A 19,140-nucleotide genomic window follows, 5' to 3' on the forward strand; every position below is an offset into this window, starting at 1 on the left:
CTGATTCTCGTGTATCTCATTCGTCAGCTGAAGATGAGTCTGAGAAGCGGACCCTCGTGAGTTCCGGATGGCAGTCGTGCTCAGAAGTTCGATTTACACATCGAAGACGGGGGGTGGGGGGACTTGAAAACCGCCTTACGAGACTGGAGCCGCCATCACTTGTCGTGGAACTCCCGCAGCTGGGAATTAGCGATACTCCGTAGGAGTTCTTCTTGTTCTGCAATCCCCTCTAATCGGGTGTCGTCGACTATCCGGCTCATCATTGCCGCGGGATCACCAGTAAACGTGAACTCCATGTACATCCCTCCGCCTCGTCCTCGACTCTTTCGGGACGCCGATATCAGACCATATGTAGAGAGCTCTTTAACATACTTGACGTATGTTTCTCGAGTCATCTGATCGGCGTCAATCTTGTCGGTCACCCACTGATACACTTTGAACCCGACTGGGCTTGGGACGGAACTAGTCGAGCGATTTGAGTAACAGGCAACAGAAGCGGTGGCGTACAGCGAGATCTTTTTTTGTGTCGTGAGTCCTTCGACGAGTTTCAACGAGCGATCTTTGTCAATCTCTTCCTGGGACTCACGAACGTGATCCTCGCAGACTCCTTCATCTCCCCGTTCATCCGCGAGGTCGCCAGCACCACGGAATAGGTCGATAGCCTTCCGAGCGTCACCGTGACTTTGAGCCGCGAACGCAGCCACAAGCGGTATCACGTCATCTTCGAGCGCATCTGGGCGGAATGCGTCACGGCGATTATCGAGAATTTCGCGCAGTTGCGTGGCATCGTAGTCAGGGAAGTAGACGTCACGAGGATTGAAGGAACTCTCAGCCCGGCCGTCGATGTCTTCCATGAACTTCGGGTCGTTTGTCAGGGCCGCGACCGACACCCGTCCTTCGATCTCGTTCGTATTACTCGCTCGCGACAGTTGGTACAGTAGTTTCGAGTAGGCAGGCTCATCGCTTGCTCGACGACCGACCAAGAGGTCGATCTCGTCAATGATGAAAATAACCGAATCGTAGTGCTCGTTGATGAGTTCGTACAGGCGCCGATACTTGCGCTTTGTCGAAACCCCCGTCTCAGGCACACCGATCTCCGCGCCGACGTCCTTCGCAACTGTCTGGACAAGTTCGTAGACTGCTTGATCGAGGGTATTGATCGGCTGGCAGTTGATATCAACAACGCCGAATCGTTCTCCCTTTGATTGACAGAGTTCGATGATCTGTTGGGTGACGGCGCCGATAATGAGCGATTTCCCTGTCCCAGCAGGACCGTACAATAGCATATTTGGAGGGCGGTTCCCCTGGAGTGTCGGTTTCAAGAATGAGACGACAGATTCGAGCTGCTTGTCGCGGCCGACGATTCGTTCCTCGTCGATGATCGTGTCCGGCTCAACGAGATCCCGATTGACGAAGACCGATGCTTCTCCCTCGTCATCAAGCATGTCCCGGATCGACCGCTGCGTACTATTTTCCGTAATATCCTCATCTTGCTCCGGAAATGCATCGCCGGCGGCATCTTCACGGGTAGTCTCGATCTCTCCACCATCTGCTGTAGAACGAGTTTCTTTATCGAGGGGAGATCGATCCGTTCCCTCCTGATCATTGCCGGCCATACGCTTCCTGTAAGCCGGAGCATTAAAAAGATTCACCTCCATCGATGTTTATCCAGCCGAGATGGCGGATCTACCTCCTGTATTCTCGGAATTATCCTTTTTCGACTCTGAACCGACAACGAAGTATATCCGGCACCGGACCCCCCGTCATCGAAGTGTAATCAGATTTTCCTCGCCCCGTAGTGAAACTGGCCGCGTACCCATCGACGGTCGTGTGGGTGCCCCCCGTCGTCGAAGTGTAAGCCGCGCGTCTGACGCCCCATAATCGATGTGTAAAATTCGCTTTGGACACACCCCGTCATCGAAGTGTAAATTGCCCTCTTTCGCCACCTTTGTAGGCGATTCTTCCGATCTTTATTTCGAACACGGGGAGTAATTACTGCCAGTCGTTTTCGCCCCTAACAGTGTCTCGATTACTCCTCAGAATTGACTGATTCCGGCTCTGTTGAAACCCTTAAGTCATGAGAGAAATGGCATGCCGAATACAGAGCATGTGCTCATACGCGATTGCTATTCGTTTCACACCTTTAGTTCTGAAACAGCCGTTCAGTAGAGACGTGCGTAGTGAGCGGTTCACCGACGGAGCCGTCTCTGACGGCGGAGTCGGCCGTTTTTTGGTCCAGATTTTTACGACGAATGGTCGCGCGAAGCGCGACCCGAGTCTGTAAAAAGGCGGGCTGCACTGATATTTCAGTAGCTTTGCGTAAGAGCGAGGCTGCACTATACTATTCTCCACCAATACCATAGGAAAACTACTACTCTTCAGGACGGGGTGCGTTCTCGTATTTGACCATCTTCTCGGGCTTATCCGAGATGGTCTCATAGATCTGCTGGAGCGTCTCCTCAGCGGCGAGCAGATTGTGTTCCTCGAGGAATGTCCGTCCGTCCTCAGTGAGGCCGTAGAACTTCCACGGATAGCCCTGTCGACGCTGGTCGTCGTCGAGTGCGACTTCCTTGACGATACCCACGTCGATTAGCTTCTGGATGTGCTTGTAGACTGTGGCATCGCTGACGCTGGGGTTGAGCTCCTCGAGCTCGTACATCGAGGGTAGCTGCTTTGGGTGCTGGAGAATGTTATTGACGAGCGCGAACCGCGTCTGCTGGGTGACAAAGTGGACGAGCTCGCGGGTTTCCTTTCCACTAGCAGGACCTAAATCGGTACTCATACGCTACAGTTCATTCCCTGACGCCAAGTAGTTTACTCATAGGTAAATTACCTCAGAGTAAATAGGCTGGCATTTGACCGGGTAAACTACTTCATAAACTCTATTTCCTGTCCGAGAGAGGAGTTGTGTATGACCGACGAGGAGTCGCCTGTTCCTGAAGAGGTCCTGATAAGTGCGAAGAAGCAGCTCGATAAGGAGGTGATTTCACTGGCAGACAACGAAGACATCCTCCAGGCACTGAGTGAGCTGACGCCGGTTTACGAGAACGACCGGTCGTACTTCGTCCTCGGGAACTACGACCGAGAACCGATCCGACGGTTGAACCTCGTCGTGGATCGTCTCAACCGCCGAACTGACGCGTACGCTTTTCGGATGGTAGATATTCGAGGCGAGTGGGACAACAGCATTCAGAAGTTCTGCTTGATCGCCGATATCGTAACATACCTTGTTGGCGTCGCTGAGAAGGACCTGAGTGATTTCCTCGTCGAACAGGGACTACTCGTCGGTACGACTGAATATTTCTCGAAGAGTCACGTCCTCAAGCGGGAGTATGAGAATGAGGAGCACCCATTCGGCTGGATGCAGGATGGCGTCTTCGAGCTGTTTGACCGGGAAGAGAGATTGTATCGCTGGCAAACTGAAGAAGAGCTCGTTGACGTGGCTGGCGAGTTACCATGAATAACGCGATAACCGTCGTGTACGATTAGTTGTGGCCTCTGTCAACGAAATGGTCTCTTAATGGATTGAGCATAAGCAGCGCTCAACTGACCGTACGACCCCGATTACGAGCCCAATGAGATTCTCACCGTAGTTGCTCGTGAAGATCCCCCAGAGCAGCCACGAATTGACGTAGTTCTTTTCGGCGTATCCCTGCCGGACGCCGAGTTTCCGGGCGAGGACGCGAAGTCGATTCTGGCTGATCATCGCGGTTAGGACTCCGTTGGCTTGAGCATCGCTGGCTCGACGTTGATCCGGAGGCAGTACGTACTGTCGGTGGGCCCTCTCTCAGGATGCGTGGGATCAATGAGAGAGTAGCCGCTAGTGAACGATTCGACGAGTGCCTCTCGGGTCGGGAGGTTGATTTCAAGTTGGTCGGCGAGGTAGACGATGCGTTTGGTCACGGCACCGTTGTCAAGATGGTCAAGATACTCACCGACGGTCCGCCACGAACAGCCCTGCTCGTCGGCGGCAACCATCGCGGTCGCCAACTCACGAATCCCGCCACAGAACTCTGGATGGTCCGCACAGTCGACGAGCGTTTTCTCTAGGTCGCTGACGTGGACGGTCGTTCCCTCGATAGACGTCGGCTCGAAGCCGAAGAACTTCCGCTCGGTGATCGTCGTAACGCGATAGGGAACGCCGTGGATCTCTCGGCTTTGGGCTCGGGTCGGCGTCACGACGTAGACTGTCCGTGGGACTTGCTCGGTCAGTCCATGGTGACTGAGGGCGCTGTAATAGCCGATATACATCGGCTCAGCGACGTGGGTGGCAATAAGGTATTCGTGCGTCGTGTAGATGGCCTCCTCACCAGCGGCAAGTGGGATGATGAGATATCGCCCGGGAAGGAGCCGATTAAGCCAGCCCTTCTCGGTAAGGCGGGAAGCGATCTCCCGGGCTGTGTTCGAGGGGACCTCGAGCGTCGTCTCGATGTCGTCAATCGAGATGATCTGGTGCCCCTCTGAAGCCAATCGCGATAGCAGGCGACTCTCCCGAGTTGAAAGTCCTGCCCGTTTACTTTGTGTATCTTCTATGGCACTCATACCTGCGTTCCGTACATAGAGTACAAAACGAACTGGCATTAGCCTTGTGACAGAGGGCGGGCGTTAAACGAGTTAACCAACAAAATGGAGCGAAGGCTCCGATTGTTGGTTAAATCAGGAGTACTTGACCTAGCTATCGACGATATCGAGAATCTCCTGGGCGGTTGAACCGTGTTGTGGATCGCCTCAACCGACGTACCGACGCGTACGCCTTCCGAATGGCCGATATCCGTGGTGAGTGGGACCACAGCATCCAGAAATTTTGCTTAGTCGTGGATATCGTGACGTACCTCGTCAGGGTCGCCGAGGAGGACCTGAGTGATTTCCCCGTTGAAGAGGGATTCCTCGTCGGTACGACTGAGTACTTCTCGAAGAGTCACGTCCTCAAGCGAGAGTAGGAGGACGAGAAGCGTCCGTTCGGCTGGATTCAGGACGGTGTCTTCGATCTATTTGGCCGTGAGGCACGGCTGTACCGCTGGCGTACCGTGGATGACCTTGTGAAATCCGCTGACGAGTTTCCGGAGTGGCTCCACAGGGCTCAAAGATAGCTCCCGACCAGAGCTACTTGTATCCAGGATGCGTAGAGGATTATAATGAGTGAAGATGAGCCAGCGCAACACTGCGAGCTGGCCGAGCAAGTGAATCTACTTGCAGCACTCAAATCCGCAGCAATCGAACATCTGGACGTTGATACTCACCGCGTCATTGCAATTTACCAGAGTGCAGTACTTATGATCATAGTCACTGAGGGACAGATCACTTCAGCGACGGCAATCGATGTCGAACTCTGGAGTCCACCACCGTACGACCCTGATTACGAGCCCAGTGAGATTCTTTCGATGTTCAGTGACCGTCTACCTGCAGTCACTGCCGTCACAGAAACTGAATCGACGTGAATTCGACGACTGGTAGCTGAGAGTATATTCTGAACGGACCCGTTTGACACGTCACTTCTGTCCCGATACGAGCTGTTGAAGTGCCGTCCGAACCCAGTATTCTGTCTCTTTGCTTTCGACATGCTCCAAGGCATTTCTCAGACTGTCTTCGGCAGCCGCGTTTTCACGGGCCATCAAGCAGGATAGCGTTCTCCCATGCATACCAATTGTGGCCAACAACTGAATCACCTCGTAGGGAATGATAGCTAGAGAAAAAACGAACGGCAGCCGATCATTGCAGGTCAGTCTGATGACTCGACGTCAAGCTCGAACTGCTGATTCTCTACTGGTTTGTTCAGTACGATTGCGGTTGAAGATTGCTGGATAGTTGCGTCGTTCAGTAGCTGCTTGATTGTCTGGTTGACGTCCTCTGTGTCACGAAATGAGCCAATACCGATAATGTCGAATTCGCCTGTCGTTTCGTATACGGTCGTTATCTGTTTGTGCTCCTGTAGTCGTCTGACAACGTCCGAGAGCGCTTGTCCCTCAACTTTGAGCTGTAGCACGGCGGTCACTTCGTATCCAAGCTCGTCATAGTTCAGAATCGGCGTATACCCGGTAATCACTCCATCGTCTTCGAGATCGTTGATGTGGTTCGAGACCGTTGTCACCGAAACATCCAATTCTTCAGAAAGACTACGTAGACTCGCCCGCCCATTCCCGAGAAGCGCGTTGATGAGCTCTTTGTCAAGGTTCTCGTATGCCATAGTTTCTAGTCATTTTCGCATCGGAACTTAACGCTTGTACAATTGCTTCCGGTCAATATCGAGATGAAAAGCCGAGGTAGAACACAGTTCCGTGAACAAATGTCTGACTCAGGAGATCTTCGGGCGTACTGATTCCCAAAATATGGATAACCCACATATCGCTAAGAGAGATCAGAAGCGCAAGAGAGTAGGTAAACAATGCCCTCCGAATACTGAATAGAGGGCTTGCCCGTATCTGTTCGAGCATGTTATCGAACCACATCCATCAAGGTGCTATACTCTTTCTCTGTCTGTCGCGGATAGCCACTGAGTGACGACTCTGGAGTCACGCGTGCGACGAAGCATTCGGTACAGGAGATAGGACTCTCATTCATGGAAGTGTTCCATCGTCTGTGTAGCAGTTGAACTGAAGGCGCTCGGTCGCACGTACGTCGTCGTCCGAATCAACTAAGCTGATCGTGTACTCACCGTGAACTGGAGGGCGCCCGAGAGGGACTGCGTATAGTTCGCCTTCTTCGGAACTAAATATGGAGTAATCTTCGGGATCAAGCCCGCTCATATCACGGTTGCTCGACAGCGGAATCGAGGTGATGAGGTTGTTATCGATATCTCTCACTCTGATCGCGTGATACGTCTCCTCAGTAACGGCTTGGTCCGAAACCAGTATTCCGAGAGCGACTTGTTCGTCGCCTTCTATCGGTGCGACCCGGCGGAGATGTTGAGAGCCGCTTCCCACCCCCTGACTGGAACAATGAGCAATGTTTTCCTCACCGAGACAGCCAGCACTCAGACTCAGGCTACCTGCTACTCCCACGAGAAGTTCACGTCTGGAGAGCATACACCATAATGTCAAACCATCCTGATATAATACCGTAGGTATTGTCATGTGCACGTTTCGTGCTGAATGGTTCCTATGACCTGTGTACACGTCGAAAGGTTTCTTTGATATCGAAGGAGAAGTGGTGATTGCCCTTGACACTAGAGCTAGTCTCACAAGCCAAGGGAAGACTCGTACAGCCGTTATAGGCAGTCTCGCTTTTGGATTCGTTCTTTTCTGTTTTCGGCAGAATACTGAGAAATGATGTTTCGTACTCCTCTTGGATAATCGCAGTACCGAGCGATTTACTGTGCGACGCCTGTCTCACAACGTATGAGTACAGACACCGACGGACCGGGAGATGGCGACGGCGACCGGATAGAGAAAATCGATGTTCGCGTTCCTACAGTGGTCCTTGAGACGATTGACGAGGAGTATGCTCGGCGGGGGTACGCCTCCCGTTCGGAGGCGATTCGAGATGCAATTCGAGATTGGTTGAACCCATCGCCGCAGCTCTCCGAGGAGATGCTCGTCGACCTGGAAGAGAGTCGGAAGCAGCGGAAGCGGGGCGAGACGGTGTCTGCTGCCGAGGCCCGAGAACGACTGGGCCTCAGCGACGTCGACGAGGAATGAGGGACGTCAAATGTATTCATCAGCTGATTGTGGCTCTAGAAGCTGCATCATATTTATACGCCGCCGAACCGTTCGTTCACGTAAGCGCCATGGATTTCCAAAAGACCGTTCGAGATCTCGAACGTCGGTATGACTTTGAGAACGGGGAGTACTGCCGAGCGGTCGGTCGGTCGAACGCACACCTCCAAGATTAACTCGTTGTCCATTTTCAGCGTCGGCTCTCCGTCGAGAGCTACGGTTCGTATCCAGCGAGTAACGACGCGAAGGCTGTCTGGGAGAGTCCATCTCGGTCGATCAGTTCAGGAACGCCCGCTCGTTCGGCGATCTCCTCGGCAAATCGAACACAGAGCTGTTCATGCTCTCGGGCGTAGTAGGTCCACGCATCTCGGTAGTGCATATCGAGCTTCCAGTCTGCCAGCGCGATCGCAATACCGCCCTTTCGGAGTACAGTTTCGATCCCGTACGCGCTGAGTTTCTGGAACCGGACGTTGTTCCGTCGGACCGTGAGAACCTGCTTCGACTGTGTGATATACGGATCGACCCACGTTCGCCACTCGTTATCGGCTGTGTGGAGTCGAAGTCCGTTGTACTCAACCTCGCGACCGAACGTACAGAAGTCGAGATAGAATTGGAGCATCGAGATGCTGCACCGATGGTTTGCGTTCGGAAGGACGTGCCTGAGGATCAGGTTCGACATTAGTTCCCCAGCCACATCAGTTGCTGTCCTATTCCAGTTCACTTCATCGAGGGCCTCCGGGACACGACCGAGTTCCAACTCTTTGTAAATCTCCAGTTCCTCGCCGGTTTCTTCGGCTTCCTCACGAACGCCTTCCCATGCTTCTAACAGACCGAGTGCTATCGGGCGCTCCCGATCCGGATGCATATCGTCGAGTGTAGCAACGAGTTCGGCTTCGCTGATCTCAAGGTCGTCAGCTGTCCCAGATTTTCCTGTCTGCGTGTACAAACAGTAAATCTCGGTCTCTCCAATAGGATACCCGATGGCCTTCACCGTCTCCGAGTCGTACCCAGTGTATCGCTCAGAAAACTGTGTCACATCGTCGTCGACGTACTCCAACGAGTATCGTTTGTCGAGCGGATGGTGATAGTAGACGACTCGGTGCTCCATACTAGAAAGCCTCAACCAAGCGAGAAAATGGTTCCGTCGTAGGCCTTCCAACCGAAGCTGAACGTTCAATTCGGCAGTCTCACAGAAAAGCCACCGGACGCTGTCAGGAGCGACGTGCTGAACGTAGAGGGTGTATTCAGCAAACGGAGGTGCTCCGTTTCCGCCAGCTGGCGATAGAACAACTGAGAGGGTGGTGTGCGAACTTAGTAGGTTGATTTCCGAGTGAGTGGGTCTATTTCTGAACCAGAGAACTCTCAGGGTAGCCTGCTCGCCGCCGCGCAACCTGTCGCTCATCCTCTGTCAAGCGGAACTGTTCCAACTCGTCTTCGAGCGAGCCAAGTGACCGGCGACGTTCTTGATGTACTTCGAGGAAGTTCGTGATCTTCTTCGCCGCCATCTCTTTGAGTTCACCACTCAGGAGTGACCCCTTTCGATACTCGCGTGCAAACCGTTCTACCTGCTCATCACTTTCTTCAAAGAAGTAGTACAAAAACTGATACGAGACATCTACCTCAGGGTTCCCTCCCTGCTCTCGATGTTCTTCGAGACTCGTCTGTCCACCAGAATAAGCATGGGTGCGGATTTTGTCGAAGACCGTCTCCCGGTCGTCTGAGAGGAGGATACTCGGTGCATCGTCGGACGAACTCATCTTCCCCGGCCCTTCGAGGCTCGGGAGGAACTTCGAGAGCAAGGCACCGGGCTTGGCCACATCGTACCGTTCCTTTGCCGCGATGTCCCGACAGACTCGAACGTGGGGGTCTTGGTCAACCGCAATCGGGACGAGCGTCGGATGGCGGCCCTCCACAAGTTGTGGGAGGAGGAGATGTGTGGCTTGGACAGCAGGGTAGAACGAGAGACCGATATTCTTGGGTTCTCCATATGTTGCGTCCACGGTCGCTTGCGTCACTTCCTTGGCAAATGCAGTCGCTAGAGGGTACACCACGTCAGCGTCCGCCGTGTCTACGACGATTCGGGTTCGTTTGGGGTCAAACTCGACTGCGAGAAGGTCGAGCAGGTTCTCGCGGGTGTATTCGCTAATTTCGTCCAGCGACTTGTCTTTGAGGAAGTACTTCTCGTCGTCGGAGAACGGAATATAGACGAGAGTTCCCGTCTGATCTTGCAGATACTTAGCGAAGTAGAACGGGAAGATGTGACCGATGTGCATCGGTCCTGAGGGACCGCGGCCCGTCACGATGGAATGTGGTTTACCTTCGTTGGCGGCATCAAGGAATGGGTCTACGTCGCGCTCTGCATAGAACACACCACGGCGCACGAGCGGATGGCTAGGGTCAGGAAACTTAGCCCTCTGCTCGGTAGTGAGGGCATCAGCCCCGAACTTGTCTAGGAGTCGGTCGTAGTCGATGTCGCCTTCGACGGCGTATGGCGTTACGGTGAAATCGTCTTCTGCTGGCATGTGTGTTTGATGGTTGTAGTCACTTTGGAGGTAATGCGATTGAGAGAGCGAGTGAGCATCGCGGTCGAATCCGCCGGGTTAAGCCCGTCTGACTCTAAACCACGCTACTGTCCACTTCCCAAGACGCGTGCCAACGCCAGCAATTGGCGTGGGGAGTGGACACCATATTGACATCGACAAGGTTGCACTGTTTATAGGTTCTGTTTCCCTCCTTATCTTGCAATACTACTTCTTCACTGTCCATATCAGCAAACTTCGGTGGGCGATACGCACGCTGTCTGTAGCGGCTGTCTCAGGACGAAATCTGCATGAAAAACCATCCTCACAACTACCGTTAACCAACAAAGAGTACCGCTTTCTTCGGATGTTGGTTAACTAGAACTCATGTTTTCAGTCCTCTACAACTGTGCTGATGATTTCCTGAGCGGTGGAACTGATACGACCAAGGCGTTCTTGAATCATCTCAGAGTCGTCGCCTTGCCACGCAGCGAGATAGAACGCAGATCCGCTTGTGTCGAGCCCGAGATAGCGACCGACGATATACGCGACGGCCTCAGCTTCGACCTCGCGTTTTGCCCGTTCGGGTTCATTCTCGATATCGAAATGGAGCAGTGCGTGGGCGTACTCGTGGATCAATGTGACAGCGAGATCTGCCCGGTTCGCTCGGGCTTTCGCTTCGACAACTGGCTGGAGGTCGTGGAGATTTCGTTGCTTGCAGACGCCCTTCGCGTCGCCATGGTCCCAGTCGTCAACGTCGACGATACGTACTGTTACACCGAGTTCATCAGCTGCATCTTTGAGCGCTGGCACCAGGTCATCCGCATCACCAAACGCTGCGGTCTCCAGTTCGGGAAGCGGTTCTCCATCTGTCTGGGAGACGTCGAAGACAGCGGCTGGTTTGAACCCGACGAGGCCTTTCGACCAGTCATCAGGCGGCGTCTCGTCATACTCACAACCGATGTTCTCGTGGTAGCTCGGTGAATTCTCACACTCGGGACATCGCTTGGTGATGATTGGTACCCAGATCCAGATCGCGCTTTCCCCTTCCTGGACGTGCCGATCAAACTCGTTCCGCCACGTATTGTAGCCGGCGACTTTCGTTGCCTCGGGACACTGGCGTTTGATGAGCAGCGTATTTTGGTGCGAATAGTCGTGGAACCGACTCTGGACTTCCAGCCACTCTTGAAACTCCTCACTTGCTTGTGCATCGTCGACGTGGTCGACGAGGTCGTGGATCCACGCTTCGATAGTACTGTGCATCTCGTCGTGTCGGGTGTCGGTCTCCTCGAACGAGACCGACGGATCACTACTCGTAGCCATGATTTTCAGGACTCGAATTATCGCAACTGCGTCGATTCAGATCACGCCGCACCCCTTCGGGGCGCACAATAAACGCGCGCCGGCGGTTACCGGAGGGCTGTTTTCTCGTCAGCGAAGCCAACTGTGACGAGATACGCGAGGAACTCATCGAACTGTTTCACGTCACTAAGCGTGTCCGTCGCCAGATGTCGTGCCCATTCAATAGCCCATCGGAACGCAGGGTCGGTTCCGCCCTTCCCGTGGATGTACCACCATCGGGCCGCTTTCAGTACAACCAGTGGATTCGTTGGCGGCTGTTCACTCGCGAGTCCACGAGTAATCAACCGGATTTCCTCGGGCACATCAGCGGACTCGACTTCACCGGATTGGGTGTTCGCGATATCGACTGGAATCGCATCGATCGAGACGTCATTCGGACGCTGTTGTTGACTCACAAAATCACCTGCTTTGAGGACTCTCGTTTGAGCCCTCGCCCTTCGGGGCGTGAAAAACAGAACGTGGCGTCACCTTGGCGGGATGTAGACACTCCGCTCGCCGGCGATCTCCTCGAGATTGTTTCGATGCCGGTGGATGAAATAGCACTCATAGCTGCAGTACCCACAGACGTCACCCGTATCGTACTCGGCGACATACGGACCTCGCTTGGTCGTCCACACGTTCGCACTGCACTCGGTACACGCCGAGCTTTCGATATCGCTTGGTGTGGGCCCGGAATAGCTGAGTTCGGTTGCATCCGGTTGTGGTGTCGAGTCGGGCCAGACGCCCTGGGCCTGCCAGAATTCTTTGAGCCGGCTGAGGCTATAGCGGACCGTCTTCCGGACCGTAACGTAGTCGGCGTCGCGACCACTATCGTCCCAGCCGTCGGCTGTCCAAAATTCGCCGAACTGCGCGCCGCGATGCAGACCATTCCAGTCAAGGCCGACGATATCAGCTGTGGGTCACCCGTCAGCGTTGGCTGAGTGAGCTGCTCTACGACTTTGAGCTGCTTGGGTGGGCTGCCACCGAGGATGTGGACGCGGCGACCCCGCCAGTCGACGGGATCAGAGAACTCGTGAGCAAGTGTGTCCGCGTAGCCTCGTGAGTAGCCAAGTACGATATCGTCGGGAATCGCTTCGATGGCGGCACGGCATTTCGGAACGATGATGAACTCCGTCTCGGGCAGACTCCCTTGGAGCTCTCGAATTGCATCGACGTACGATTGTGCTTCCGCAGCGTCGTAAGCGTCACCGATGATTCCCACGTCGGGTTCGTACTCGAGCACCCGATTGACGTATCGGTCAAGGTCGGGATTCCGAAAATCGTTGTCGAGCATTCCAACCGGGCACTCGAGGGTATCGAACTGCGACTGCTGATACGTACAGTCCTCGCGAAATCCAGGAAGGAACCCGAGGGTCAATGCATCGAGTGCGAACGGAACCCGATGCAGGAACGCTACGTACGCCGCTTGCCGGGCGTCACTGTGTGTCTGCGTAGAGCTGTTGCTAACTGGGTTTGTCTCGTCGTGAATGGCCATGAGAGGTCTCCTGCGAGGCTCCGGTGCCCCGCAGGGCTTCGAGGGGCACGACAAACTCCTCTGAGCTTAACCAACGAATGTGGGAAACAGGCTACCTGTTGGTTAACTCTCAAAGAGACACTGCATGGCTGCTTCCTCACCAGTGAGCGTCTGTTGGTCGGCGTCCGTATCCGCGAAGAGCGTGGACTGATCTCCTGATGAGGACTGCGTTACTTCCGGTCGGTCGTCGACGCCGAACTCACTCGCCTCGGGTCGATCGAGCCGCGAGTCTCGGTCGCGATGATCGGCATCTGCGCCGAAGTCCTCAAGTGACGTTTCAATGTTCGTCTCGGTTACTTCGAGTTGGCCATCGTCTCCGAACACGGTCTGTCGTTCAATCTCGATCTCGGGTCGGTCGCTCATCTGATGGAGCCTCCACCCATAGGGGGCCGACAAACAGCTCACGAACGCCGACTCAGTCGTTATATGACGGGATCGCGTTGGACCGGTCTTCGACTGGCGGAGGATCTAGACGCACTGCTGGCGGGCGTTCTCGTAAGCGACATTTCGCTCTGTTATTGTCGAGTATCGGCGTCCTGAGTCTGTGTGGTGTGCGAACGGTCGAAGCGAGGTGGTTGCTGAGACAGTAGTTCCCCTCGATCGAGTTGTGACAGGTAATCTGTCTGGGTAGTGGCGACGCTATGTGTCTCTGTTTTCTCGGGTGGATTTGTTTGCTGTGCGGGTTTGTTACACTTTTTGTTGTAGAGGTTGAGATCTCGGTTTTCTCACGCTCGGCAGTTGGTGGATGTCAGTAAAATCGAACGGAAAAGGTTTCGTTCTCTGTTAGAGGTGTGGCTAAGGCCACTCAATCAAAATACTCTGCTTCAGCATTGCAACAAAAAGGTTAGTGCTAATATTAACCTGTTAGCTTGTTCGGCACCTACCAACTCCGTGAAATTGAACTTGCGGACGCGTACCACAAACGGACTACGTTCGTTTCACTCAAATTCCTAGACGGTCGTCTCTTATATGATGACCATATGCCATCTCCATCAGCTTTAACGAGTCGACGGTGACGATCCTCGAGCACCTGCAGCCGTTCTTTTTTCGGCCTCGGTGATTCAGAATCACTGCTTTCATCTCCCATTTTTCTATTCTGCACTTACCCCTGCGCTTAACACTCAGGGCTTAGTCTCTTGATTTATCATGTCGACTGGACTAGATCGCAGTGCTGATCACGCGATTTCGGAGAAGAATATCAAGAAGTCGATTGACGACATCTCGGATGAGTATGGCGACTATTCGATTGAGAGAGTTCATGAGGCACTTACGTTATTTCAGGACCAATTTGAAGGATCGGATTTGTCAGAAGAAATTAGGTTTTGCTACGACGAAGGGGCAGGACATGACCTATCTGAGGGAGGACGAACGAATGCCTCGTGGTATATCAGCACGTATGATTATGTGATCCTCGAAGATCTCACGTACAATCCTGGTCATATGATGGAGATGGCTTTCGACGACGAAACGGGGATCCCGGACGACGATGGGCTCCAAAGATGCATCTGGGGGGCTCATGAATACCAGGCAAAAGAGCTCGTCGAGTCGCGCGATCTCAAGCGGATAACTGGTCAGAAGCCGCGAATCGGGAACTGTACGGCTGTGCTTCAGAAGTCCTACGCATGGATCGGTGGTGAAAGCCTTCCCAGCCGAGAAGAAGGATTCTTGTTGAATATCGGTCTCTCGCCTACTGAAATCATGGACTATCGAGCTGTTGAGCACGGACACAGGACCACCGTGCAATCTTGGGCGGAGAAACGTGACGAACCACAGCGAAAGATCGTAGAGAATATCGACCGCGCGAAGGAAAAACTGCATAGTCATTTCGAATAGCTCGTTGATGTTCTTATTTTACTAATAGCACTCTAGAGGAACAGACAGGGGTCGATATTCCTGCGGCTATCAATCTCATCGAGACTTATCAGCCTCCCCACTTAACGACCACAAGAAGACGATGAACACGCAGGACGGACGTTCGTAGAAAATCCGCTCACTCTATTTCATGAGTAACTGACTGTAACGTACGTTCTTGCCACTAGAACGGTGGTTCAGGAGACCCCGAAACGTGGATACACAAATCGCGCCGTTACACCCTGTTACCCCCGCCTGACAGGCACGAATGTGATTTGACTTATCTCTACTACTGCCGGCGAGGCGGTATGTCGAGATTCTTATCGATCCGGTCCTCTTTGATTTCGATATCACGAGCTAGTTGCTGTTCCTGATCTGGAGGAATCGTCGTCAGATGAGCTATCGCCTGCTCCGAAATCGGGCTAACGATAGTCCCAATCTCAGGATACTGTTCGGCTGGCGTCTCCGTAGAATCTCGTTCGTGTCATAGAGCATCTAATCGGGATTCCTGATGTGGCCCAATTGATTGGTCCTATTTGAGCCCTCCTCCCATTTCCCGAACCACTTTCGTTCTAATTTCTGCTTACTATCCGTCTAAACAACATACGACTCTGAATTGTCGAATCGGAACTAGAATTGGAAGGTGAGCATTCAAATCGGTACTTGTGATTGGTGTCGGTACCTCCGAATTTACTCAGCGATTGAGGGAAGAGTGTAGATACTGTTTCTGTAGCTACTGCCAGCGCGAATTCACTGTCTACTTGGTGACTCGAATTGGGGAACTCCAATTCACCAATTACCAATTCTAATGGTCCGTATATGTACTCAACAGTGCATCCCGGAGAGTATGACGTCAAAAACGTCAGAGGCATTCGCCGGTCGGCTCCCCGCCGACAAAGCGGTCCTCCTGAAAGCAGCAATCGAAGAATCGAACGAAACAGAGTCTGAGATCGTACGGCGCGCTTTGCGCTTGTACATTCGGCAAAACCCGGATTACCTCAAGACGCTCCGATCCCCGGACTTCCTAGAGGGGTGGTTCTGATGAGCACTAGTGATGCGCCCTCTACGGTGGAGGACTCGAACTCGATCAACGGGCACGAGCTCACGGCGCGACTAGACGAGTTCTCCAGCTACCTTCGAGTCCGCCAGTCCCTCTCGAAGAAAACGGTCGACCAGCATCGGTGCATGGCACGAGCCTTCTTGAGAGACGTCAGGCTGCTCGACCCNACGAGTTCTCCAGCTACCTTCGAGTCCGCCAGTCCCTCTCGAAGAAAACGGTCGACCAGCATCGGTGCATGGCACGAGCCTTCTTGAGAGACGTCAGGCTGCTCGACCCGGAGCCCTCCGACGCGTGGGCGCACAAAGAGCAGATGATGGACGAGGGTTACTCGAACAGCCATATCAACAACACGATGAAAGCGGTCGAGTACTACTTCGACTACTTAGGTCGAGGCGACGAACTCGCCACGTCCGAACGTCGAAATCTCCCCCGCAAGCGCACGGAACCGAATCCGCTGACTGCGGACGAGGTTCGCGAGATCCTCGCCGCTGCGAGGACGTACCGAGACACAGCAACCTTCCGGGTACTGGTTTCCTCCGGGATCCGGAAGTCGGAGCTCGCCAATCTCGACATCGACGACGTGGATCTCGAACGGCGACGGTTGACGATTCGCGAGGGTAAAGGGAACAAAGATCGGACGGCGATCATCTCCTCGGAGTGCGCCGACGCGATCAGTGCGTATCTCCTCCGTCGCGAAGATGTCGAGACCGACGCCCTATTTCTGTCGCGCTACGGGAACCGATTGACGCCAAACGGCGTGTATCAACTGGTCAAACGGACGGTCGCCAGAACCGGTATTGAACGTAACGTGAAGGTGCACACCTTCCGTGCGACGTTCGCCCAGCGACTCAAGGAGAACGGAGCCGACATCTACCGGATCAAGGAGCTCCTCGGTCACGATGACATCCGTTCGACGATGATCTACCTGCGGATGGAACCCGACGAGTTAGGACGGGAGCACGACAAGTACTACGTCGATTACTGACCCGGATCGTCGGCGGACCACTGATCCGCTATTCGCCGTTCGATGGCGGCCAGGACCGTCGACCCGACGTCGATCGGATGATGCGATTCTAGCGTGAGATCCTCGACCTTCTCGCCGGCCGGTGGTCGATGAAAGTGTACTCGTGCGTTGTGGGGATTCGGGTGGCGATCCCATCGACACTCCCAGTGTTCGCCGTTGCTCACGGTTTCGACGTAGTGCAGAGAGAAATCGCCCGTCGTGAACCAGCGAAGGTCTAACCGCGCGCTTTCAATCGCGGGCGGGTACCGATCGAGATCGAACCGAACTCGCAGCAGTCGCGGTTCGTAACTGTCTGGCTCGTACTCCGTTGTGGCTACGAGAGGATCGTCGGACAGGATCCGTTCGAGGAGTCGAAGCGTCTGTCGATCCGGGGGGCCGGTAGACGGCGAGTCGTCCGATGGTGGAGTCATCTACGCGGGCAGAATGTGACCGTCGTTTTCGGCCATCTGGCGCGCGAGTTCGTAGAGACGGATGTCTCGACCGATTGCCTGCCACTCGCTGACGGCGGCCATCCGCTCGTGAATTGCGTCGTGGTCCTCCTGCTCGAACACCGAGACAGACGACGGATCGCTCGTCTCGAAGCGTTCCTCGAACTCCTCGCGTCGCACCTCGAGTCGCTGCACCCGGTCGATGATCTCTTCGACTGAGAGCTCGTCCGCGATGCGGCTTGCTTCCTGCCACTCGAGGTAGCTGTCGTTCCGTTCGTATCGCGCAGGTCGGCTCTCTCGGTCGGCGCGAGCGATCCCCATCTCCGCGAGTCGATCGAGGTGTTTCTTCGCCGCGTTCGGCGAGCAGTCGGCGACGTTCGCGATTTCGGTATACGATGTGAGTTCGGTGATGCCGAGCACGGTGTCGTAGACCCTGCCGAACGTGTCGGTCGTCTCCCGCCAGTGTCGCCGTCCCGGGTCGGTCTCCTCCGAATCGGGTACCGGGTCGAACTCGGCCATATCTATCTCTACGCGGTCGTCCACAATATATTTTCGCCTATTTCAGATATTTGCGCCACTCGATCGATGGCGGTCCTTTCGTCGCCCTTGTGACTGTCGATATCGTCGGGTTCTGGATGAGTCAAGATACTGTCGAGGGTTCCGAGAGTTCTCGGATTGAGCATATCTGAGAACCGCTCGTTCGTACACGAAATGAGATGGCGAGGAACGACACTCGGAGGCCCGGCGGTGGCATCCCGGAAGATCCGGAAAATCTGCTCCCGGAGGAGAGCGTCCTCAGCCTTGAGGAGTACCTCGGGATGCACGCTGCCGTTGGACACCGTACGAGATACGAGATCCTGTATCGACTCGTCCATAGCGGAGACATGAGCCCCAAGGAACTGAAGGGACGATAGATATCGACGACAGCACCCTGTATTACCACCTCAACAAGATCATCGACGTCGGTCTCGTCGAGAAGCGTCAGCGGACCGAGCGAGGACAAGACGGACTGCACACGTACTACCGAACGACGGTTTTCGGAGAGGTAGCGCTCACGGAGGGTGTGGACGAGTTGATCCGCCGGCGAAAGAGAGATCGAGAACAGGTACGACAGTTCCGACGAAGCGTAACCTCTGAGTATTACTAAGACGGCTTTGCTGAACCCGTTTGTTAACACTATACTGAATACAGGGGGTGAGGGCAAGGGGAACAAAGATCGGACGCGATTATTTCCCCGAAGTGTACCGACGAGTAGCGCGTATCGTCTCCGTCGCGAAGATGTCGAAACCGACGTTCTATTCTTATCGCACTACGGCAACCGGTTGACGCCGAGCGCCGTATGTTAGTAACATCATCTCAGTCGACAAAGATCAACAAACAGCTATGTGTGTTCGTGTAGTTAGAGTACTCAACTACGATGGAAGATTCAGCAAATGACTCCTCCGAATCACTATCGTTGGTAGAAATTGATTCTCACCGCAATTCGGAGGAACGAGCTCGTAATGGGAAATCAGGTGATATTACGTACCTCTTGAGGTATCACCGGAAGAACGACGTTAAAGCAATAAGAGGAAAAGCTGTTGAAATTGGGGAATTGACGAACTGTAACCACATCGATTTAGAACCCCTGTCTAACCAAGGATCAGTACCTCACAAAGCATCGCCAGTTAGCCTGACCTGAGCCACCTGTTCTGTTGTAATGAGTCGTCGCTGCTGGTCAAGCAACGCTGA

At 54.1% G+C, this 19,140-nt stretch carries 18 protein-coding genes and 4 pseudogenes; 7 read left to right on the forward strand and 15 right to left on the reverse strand.

Annotation, left to right across the window (positions count from 1 at the left end):
• Positions 1-155 precede the first annotated feature (155 nt).
• Both C474_RS13275 and C474_RS13280 read right to left on the reverse strand, forming a co-directional pair.
• Complete coding sequence (locus tag C474_RS13275; RefSeq protein WP_008387661.1) at positions 156-1,445, reverse strand: orc1/cdc6 family replication initiation protein; 1,290 nt, start codon at positions 1,443-1,445, stop codon at positions 156-158.
• Between the two features lie 926 nt (positions 1,446-2,371).
• Positions 2,372-2,782, reverse strand: a complete 411-nt coding sequence (locus C474_RS13280) for a MarR family transcriptional regulator (RefSeq protein ID WP_008387662.1) — start codon at positions 2,780-2,782, stop codon at positions 2,372-2,374.
• Positions 2,783-2,911: 129 nt separating this feature from the next.
• Between C474_RS13280 and C474_RS13285 the strand changes: the two genes are divergently transcribed.
• Positions 2,912-3,460, forward strand: a complete 549-nt coding sequence (locus tag C474_RS13285) for a hypothetical protein (RefSeq protein WP_008387663.1) — start codon at positions 2,912-2,914, stop codon at positions 3,458-3,460.
• 114 nt (positions 3,461-3,574) lie between these two features.
• Here the strand turns inward: C474_RS13285 and C474_RS23680 are convergent.
• Positions 3,575-3,706: pseudogene (locus C474_RS23680) on the reverse strand (nucleotidyl transferase AbiEii/AbiGii toxin family protein); the annotation flags it as partial.
• Between the two features lie 5 nt (positions 3,707-3,711).
• The gene (locus tag C474_RS13295) at positions 3,712-4,542 is read right to left on the reverse strand and encodes a type IV toxin-antitoxin system AbiEi family antitoxin domain-containing protein (RefSeq protein WP_008387665.1); all 831 of its coding nucleotides are present in this window, start codon (positions 4,540-4,542) and stop codon (positions 3,712-3,714) included.
• 146 nt (positions 4,543-4,688) lie between these two features.
• Here C474_RS13295 and C474_RS23580 point away from each other — a divergent pair.
• Both C474_RS23580 and C474_RS21505 read left to right on the forward strand, forming a co-directional pair.
• A pseudogene (locus C474_RS23580) lies at positions 4,689-5,090 on the forward strand (hypothetical protein); the annotation flags it as partial.
• Positions 5,091-5,135: 45 nt separating this feature from the next.
• Complete coding sequence (locus C474_RS21505; protein WP_204366090.1) at positions 5,136-5,438, forward strand: hypothetical protein; 303 nt, start codon at positions 5,136-5,138, stop codon at positions 5,436-5,438.
• Positions 5,439-5,719: 281 nt separating this feature from the next.
• Here the strand turns inward: C474_RS21505 and lrp are convergent, their stop codons facing one another.
• Both lrp and C474_RS22090 read right to left on the reverse strand, forming a co-directional pair.
• Positions 5,720-6,184 carry an HTH-type transcriptional regulator Lrp gene (lrp, locus tag C474_RS13305; protein ID WP_008387667.1) on the reverse strand — a complete coding sequence of 155 codons (465 nt, stop codon included), beginning with the start codon at positions 6,182-6,184 and terminating at the stop codon, positions 5,720-5,722.
• 370 nt (positions 6,185-6,554) lie between these two features.
• The gene (locus C474_RS22090) at positions 6,555-7,022 is read right to left on the reverse strand and encodes a hypothetical protein (protein WP_152421663.1); all 468 of its coding nucleotides are present in this window, start codon (positions 7,020-7,022) and stop codon (positions 6,555-6,557) included.
• A 312-nt stretch (positions 7,023-7,334) separates the two neighbouring features.
• On the opposite strand from C474_RS22090, the gene C474_RS13315 reads away from it, so the two are divergent.
• Positions 7,335-7,634, forward strand: a complete 300-nt coding sequence (locus tag C474_RS13315; protein WP_008387670.1) for a ribbon-helix-helix protein, CopG family — start codon at positions 7,335-7,337, stop codon at positions 7,632-7,634.
• A 232-nt stretch (positions 7,635-7,866) separates the two neighbouring features.
• On the opposite strand, the gene C474_RS13320 is transcribed toward C474_RS13315, so the two are convergent.
• From C474_RS13320 to C474_RS13340, 6 genes and pseudogenes are all read right to left on the reverse strand, one after another.
• Positions 7,867-8,760 (reverse strand): hypothetical protein, encoded by an 894-nt coding sequence (locus tag C474_RS13320; RefSeq protein WP_008387672.1) that lies wholly within the window; start codon positions 8,758-8,760, stop codon positions 7,867-7,869.
• Positions 8,761-8,992: 232 nt separating this feature from the next.
• A complete protein-coding gene (locus tag C474_RS13325; RefSeq protein WP_008387674.1) occupies positions 8,993-10,174 on the reverse strand; it encodes a tryptophan--tRNA ligase in 1,182 nt (393 codons plus the stop codon).
• Positions 10,175-10,564: 390 nt separating this feature from the next.
• Positions 10,565-11,494 carry a M78 family metallopeptidase domain-containing protein gene (locus tag C474_RS21510; RefSeq protein WP_083862024.1) on the reverse strand — a complete coding sequence of 310 codons (930 nt, stop codon included), beginning with the start codon at positions 11,492-11,494 and terminating at the stop codon, positions 10,565-10,567.
• 86 nt (positions 11,495-11,580) lie between these two features.
• Complete coding sequence (locus C474_RS13335; RefSeq protein ID WP_049916981.1) at positions 11,581-11,928, reverse strand: hypothetical protein; 348 nt, start codon at positions 11,926-11,928, stop codon at positions 11,581-11,583.
• Between the two features lie 69 nt (positions 11,929-11,997).
• Positions 11,998-12,890 (reverse strand): annotated as a pseudogene (locus C474_RS23125) (DUF6610 family protein).
• 219 nt (positions 12,891-13,109) lie between these two features.
• On the reverse strand, positions 13,110-13,409 hold the full coding sequence (locus C474_RS13340; RefSeq protein ID WP_008387676.1) for a hypothetical protein: 300 nt from the start codon (positions 13,407-13,409) through the stop codon (positions 13,110-13,112).
• Between the two features lie 783 nt (positions 13,410-14,192).
• Here C474_RS13340 and C474_RS13345 point away from each other — a divergent pair.
• Both C474_RS13345 and C474_RS13355 read left to right on the forward strand, forming a co-directional pair.
• Positions 14,193-14,879 (forward strand): hypothetical protein, encoded by a 687-nt coding sequence (locus C474_RS13345; RefSeq protein WP_049916982.1) that lies wholly within the window; start codon positions 14,193-14,195, stop codon positions 14,877-14,879.
• Positions 14,880-16,192: 1,313 nt separating this feature from the next.
• The gene (locus C474_RS13355; protein ID WP_008387681.1) at positions 16,193-16,942 is read left to right on the forward strand and encodes a tyrosine-type recombinase/integrase; all 750 of its coding nucleotides are present in this window, start codon (positions 16,193-16,195) and stop codon (positions 16,940-16,942) included.
• Here the strand turns inward: C474_RS13355 and C474_RS23585 are convergent.
• The 3 genes from C474_RS23585 to C474_RS23130 are packed head-to-tail and all read right to left on the reverse strand — an operon-like array spanning position 16,936 to position 18,284.
• On the reverse strand, positions 16,936-17,391 hold the full coding sequence (locus C474_RS23585) for a hypothetical protein (RefSeq protein ID WP_008387682.1): 456 nt from the start codon (positions 17,389-17,391) through the stop codon (positions 16,936-16,938). The two genes, C474_RS13355 and C474_RS23585, sit on opposite strands and share 7 nt — an antisense overlap.
• Positions 17,392-17,928 (reverse strand): DUF7342 family protein, encoded by a 537-nt coding sequence (locus tag C474_RS13365; protein ID WP_049916985.1) that lies wholly within the window; start codon positions 17,926-17,928, stop codon positions 17,392-17,394. It lies immediately after the preceding gene.
• An 8-nt stretch (positions 17,929-17,936) separates the two neighbouring features.
• A complete protein-coding gene (locus C474_RS23130; protein ID WP_049916983.1) occupies positions 17,937-18,284 on the reverse strand; it encodes a hypothetical protein in 348 nt (115 codons plus the stop codon).
• Between C474_RS23130 and C474_RS21520 the strand changes: the two are divergent.
• Positions 18,183-18,539, forward strand: a pseudogene (locus C474_RS21520) (winged helix-turn-helix domain-containing protein). The gene C474_RS23130 and the pseudogene C474_RS21520 sit on opposite strands and share 102 nt — an antisense overlap.
• Positions 18,540-19,140 lie beyond the last annotated feature (601 nt).

Source organism: Halogeometricum pallidum JCM 14848, from assembly GCF_000337095.1.
GTDB classification, from domain to species: Archaea; Halobacteriota; Halobacteria; order Halobacteriales; family Haloferacaceae; genus Halogeometricum; species Halogeometricum pallidum.

What these genes read in the sequence shown, in the direction of transcription:
- C474_RS13275 (WP_008387661.1), bottom strand. Translation starts at nt 1,445, where the DNA reads ATGCTTGATGACGAGGGAGAAGCATCGGTCTTCGTCAATCGGGATCTC.
- C474_RS13280 (WP_008387662.1), bottom strand. Translation starts at nt 2,782, where the DNA reads ATGAGTACCGATTTAGGTCCTGCTAGTGGAAAGGAAACCCGCGAGCTC.
- C474_RS13285 (WP_008387663.1), top strand. Translation starts at nt 2,912, where the DNA reads ATGACCGACGAGGAGTCGCCTGTTCCTGAAGAGGTCCTGATAAGTGCG.
- C474_RS13295 (WP_008387665.1), bottom strand. Translation starts at nt 4,542, where the DNA reads ATGAGTGCCATAGAAGATACACAAAGTAAACGGGCAGGACTTTCAACT.
- C474_RS21505 (WP_204366090.1), top strand. Translation starts at nt 5,136, where the DNA reads ATGAGTGAAGATGAGCCAGCGCAACACTGCGAGCTGGCCGAGCAAGTG.
- lrp (WP_008387667.1), bottom strand. Translation starts at nt 6,184, where the DNA reads ATGGCATACGAGAACCTTGACAAAGAGCTCATCAACGCGCTTCTCGGG.
- C474_RS22090 (WP_152421663.1), bottom strand. Translation starts at nt 7,022, where the DNA reads ATGCTCTCCAGACGTGAACTTCTCGTGGGAGTAGCAGGTAGCCTGAGT.
- C474_RS13315 (WP_008387670.1), top strand. Translation starts at nt 7,335, where the DNA reads ATGAGTACAGACACCGACGGACCGGGAGATGGCGACGGCGACCGGATA.
- C474_RS13320 (WP_008387672.1), bottom strand. Translation starts at nt 8,760, where the DNA reads ATGGAGCACCGAGTCGTCTACTATCACCATCCGCTCGACAAACGATAC.
- C474_RS13325 (WP_008387674.1), bottom strand. Translation starts at nt 10,174, where the DNA reads ATGCCAGCAGAAGACGATTTCACCGTAACGCCATACGCCGTCGAAGGC.
- C474_RS21510 (WP_083862024.1), bottom strand. Translation starts at nt 11,494, where the DNA reads ATGGCTACGAGTAGTGATCCGTCGGTCTCGTTCGAGGAGACCGACACC.
- C474_RS13340 (WP_008387676.1), bottom strand. Translation starts at nt 13,409, where the DNA reads ATGAGCGACCGACCCGAGATCGAGATTGAACGACAGACCGTGTTCGGA.
- C474_RS13345 (WP_049916982.1), top strand. Translation starts at nt 14,193, where the DNA reads ATGTCGACTGGACTAGATCGCAGTGCTGATCACGCGATTTCGGAGAAG.
- C474_RS13355 (WP_008387681.1), top strand. Translation starts at nt 16,193, where the DNA reads ATGGCACGAGCCTTCTTGAGAGACGTCAGGCTGCTCGACCCGGAGCCC.
- C474_RS23585 (WP_008387682.1), bottom strand. Translation starts at nt 17,391, where the DNA reads ATGACTCCACCATCGGACGACTCGCCGTCTACCGGCCCCCCGGATCGA.
- C474_RS13365 (WP_049916985.1), bottom strand. Translation starts at nt 17,928, where the DNA reads ATGGCCGAGTTCGACCCGGTACCCGATTCGGAGGAGACCGACCCGGGA.
- C474_RS23130 (WP_049916983.1), bottom strand. Translation starts at nt 18,284, where the DNA reads ATGGACGAGTCGATACAGGATCTCGTATCTCGTACGGTGTCCAACGGC.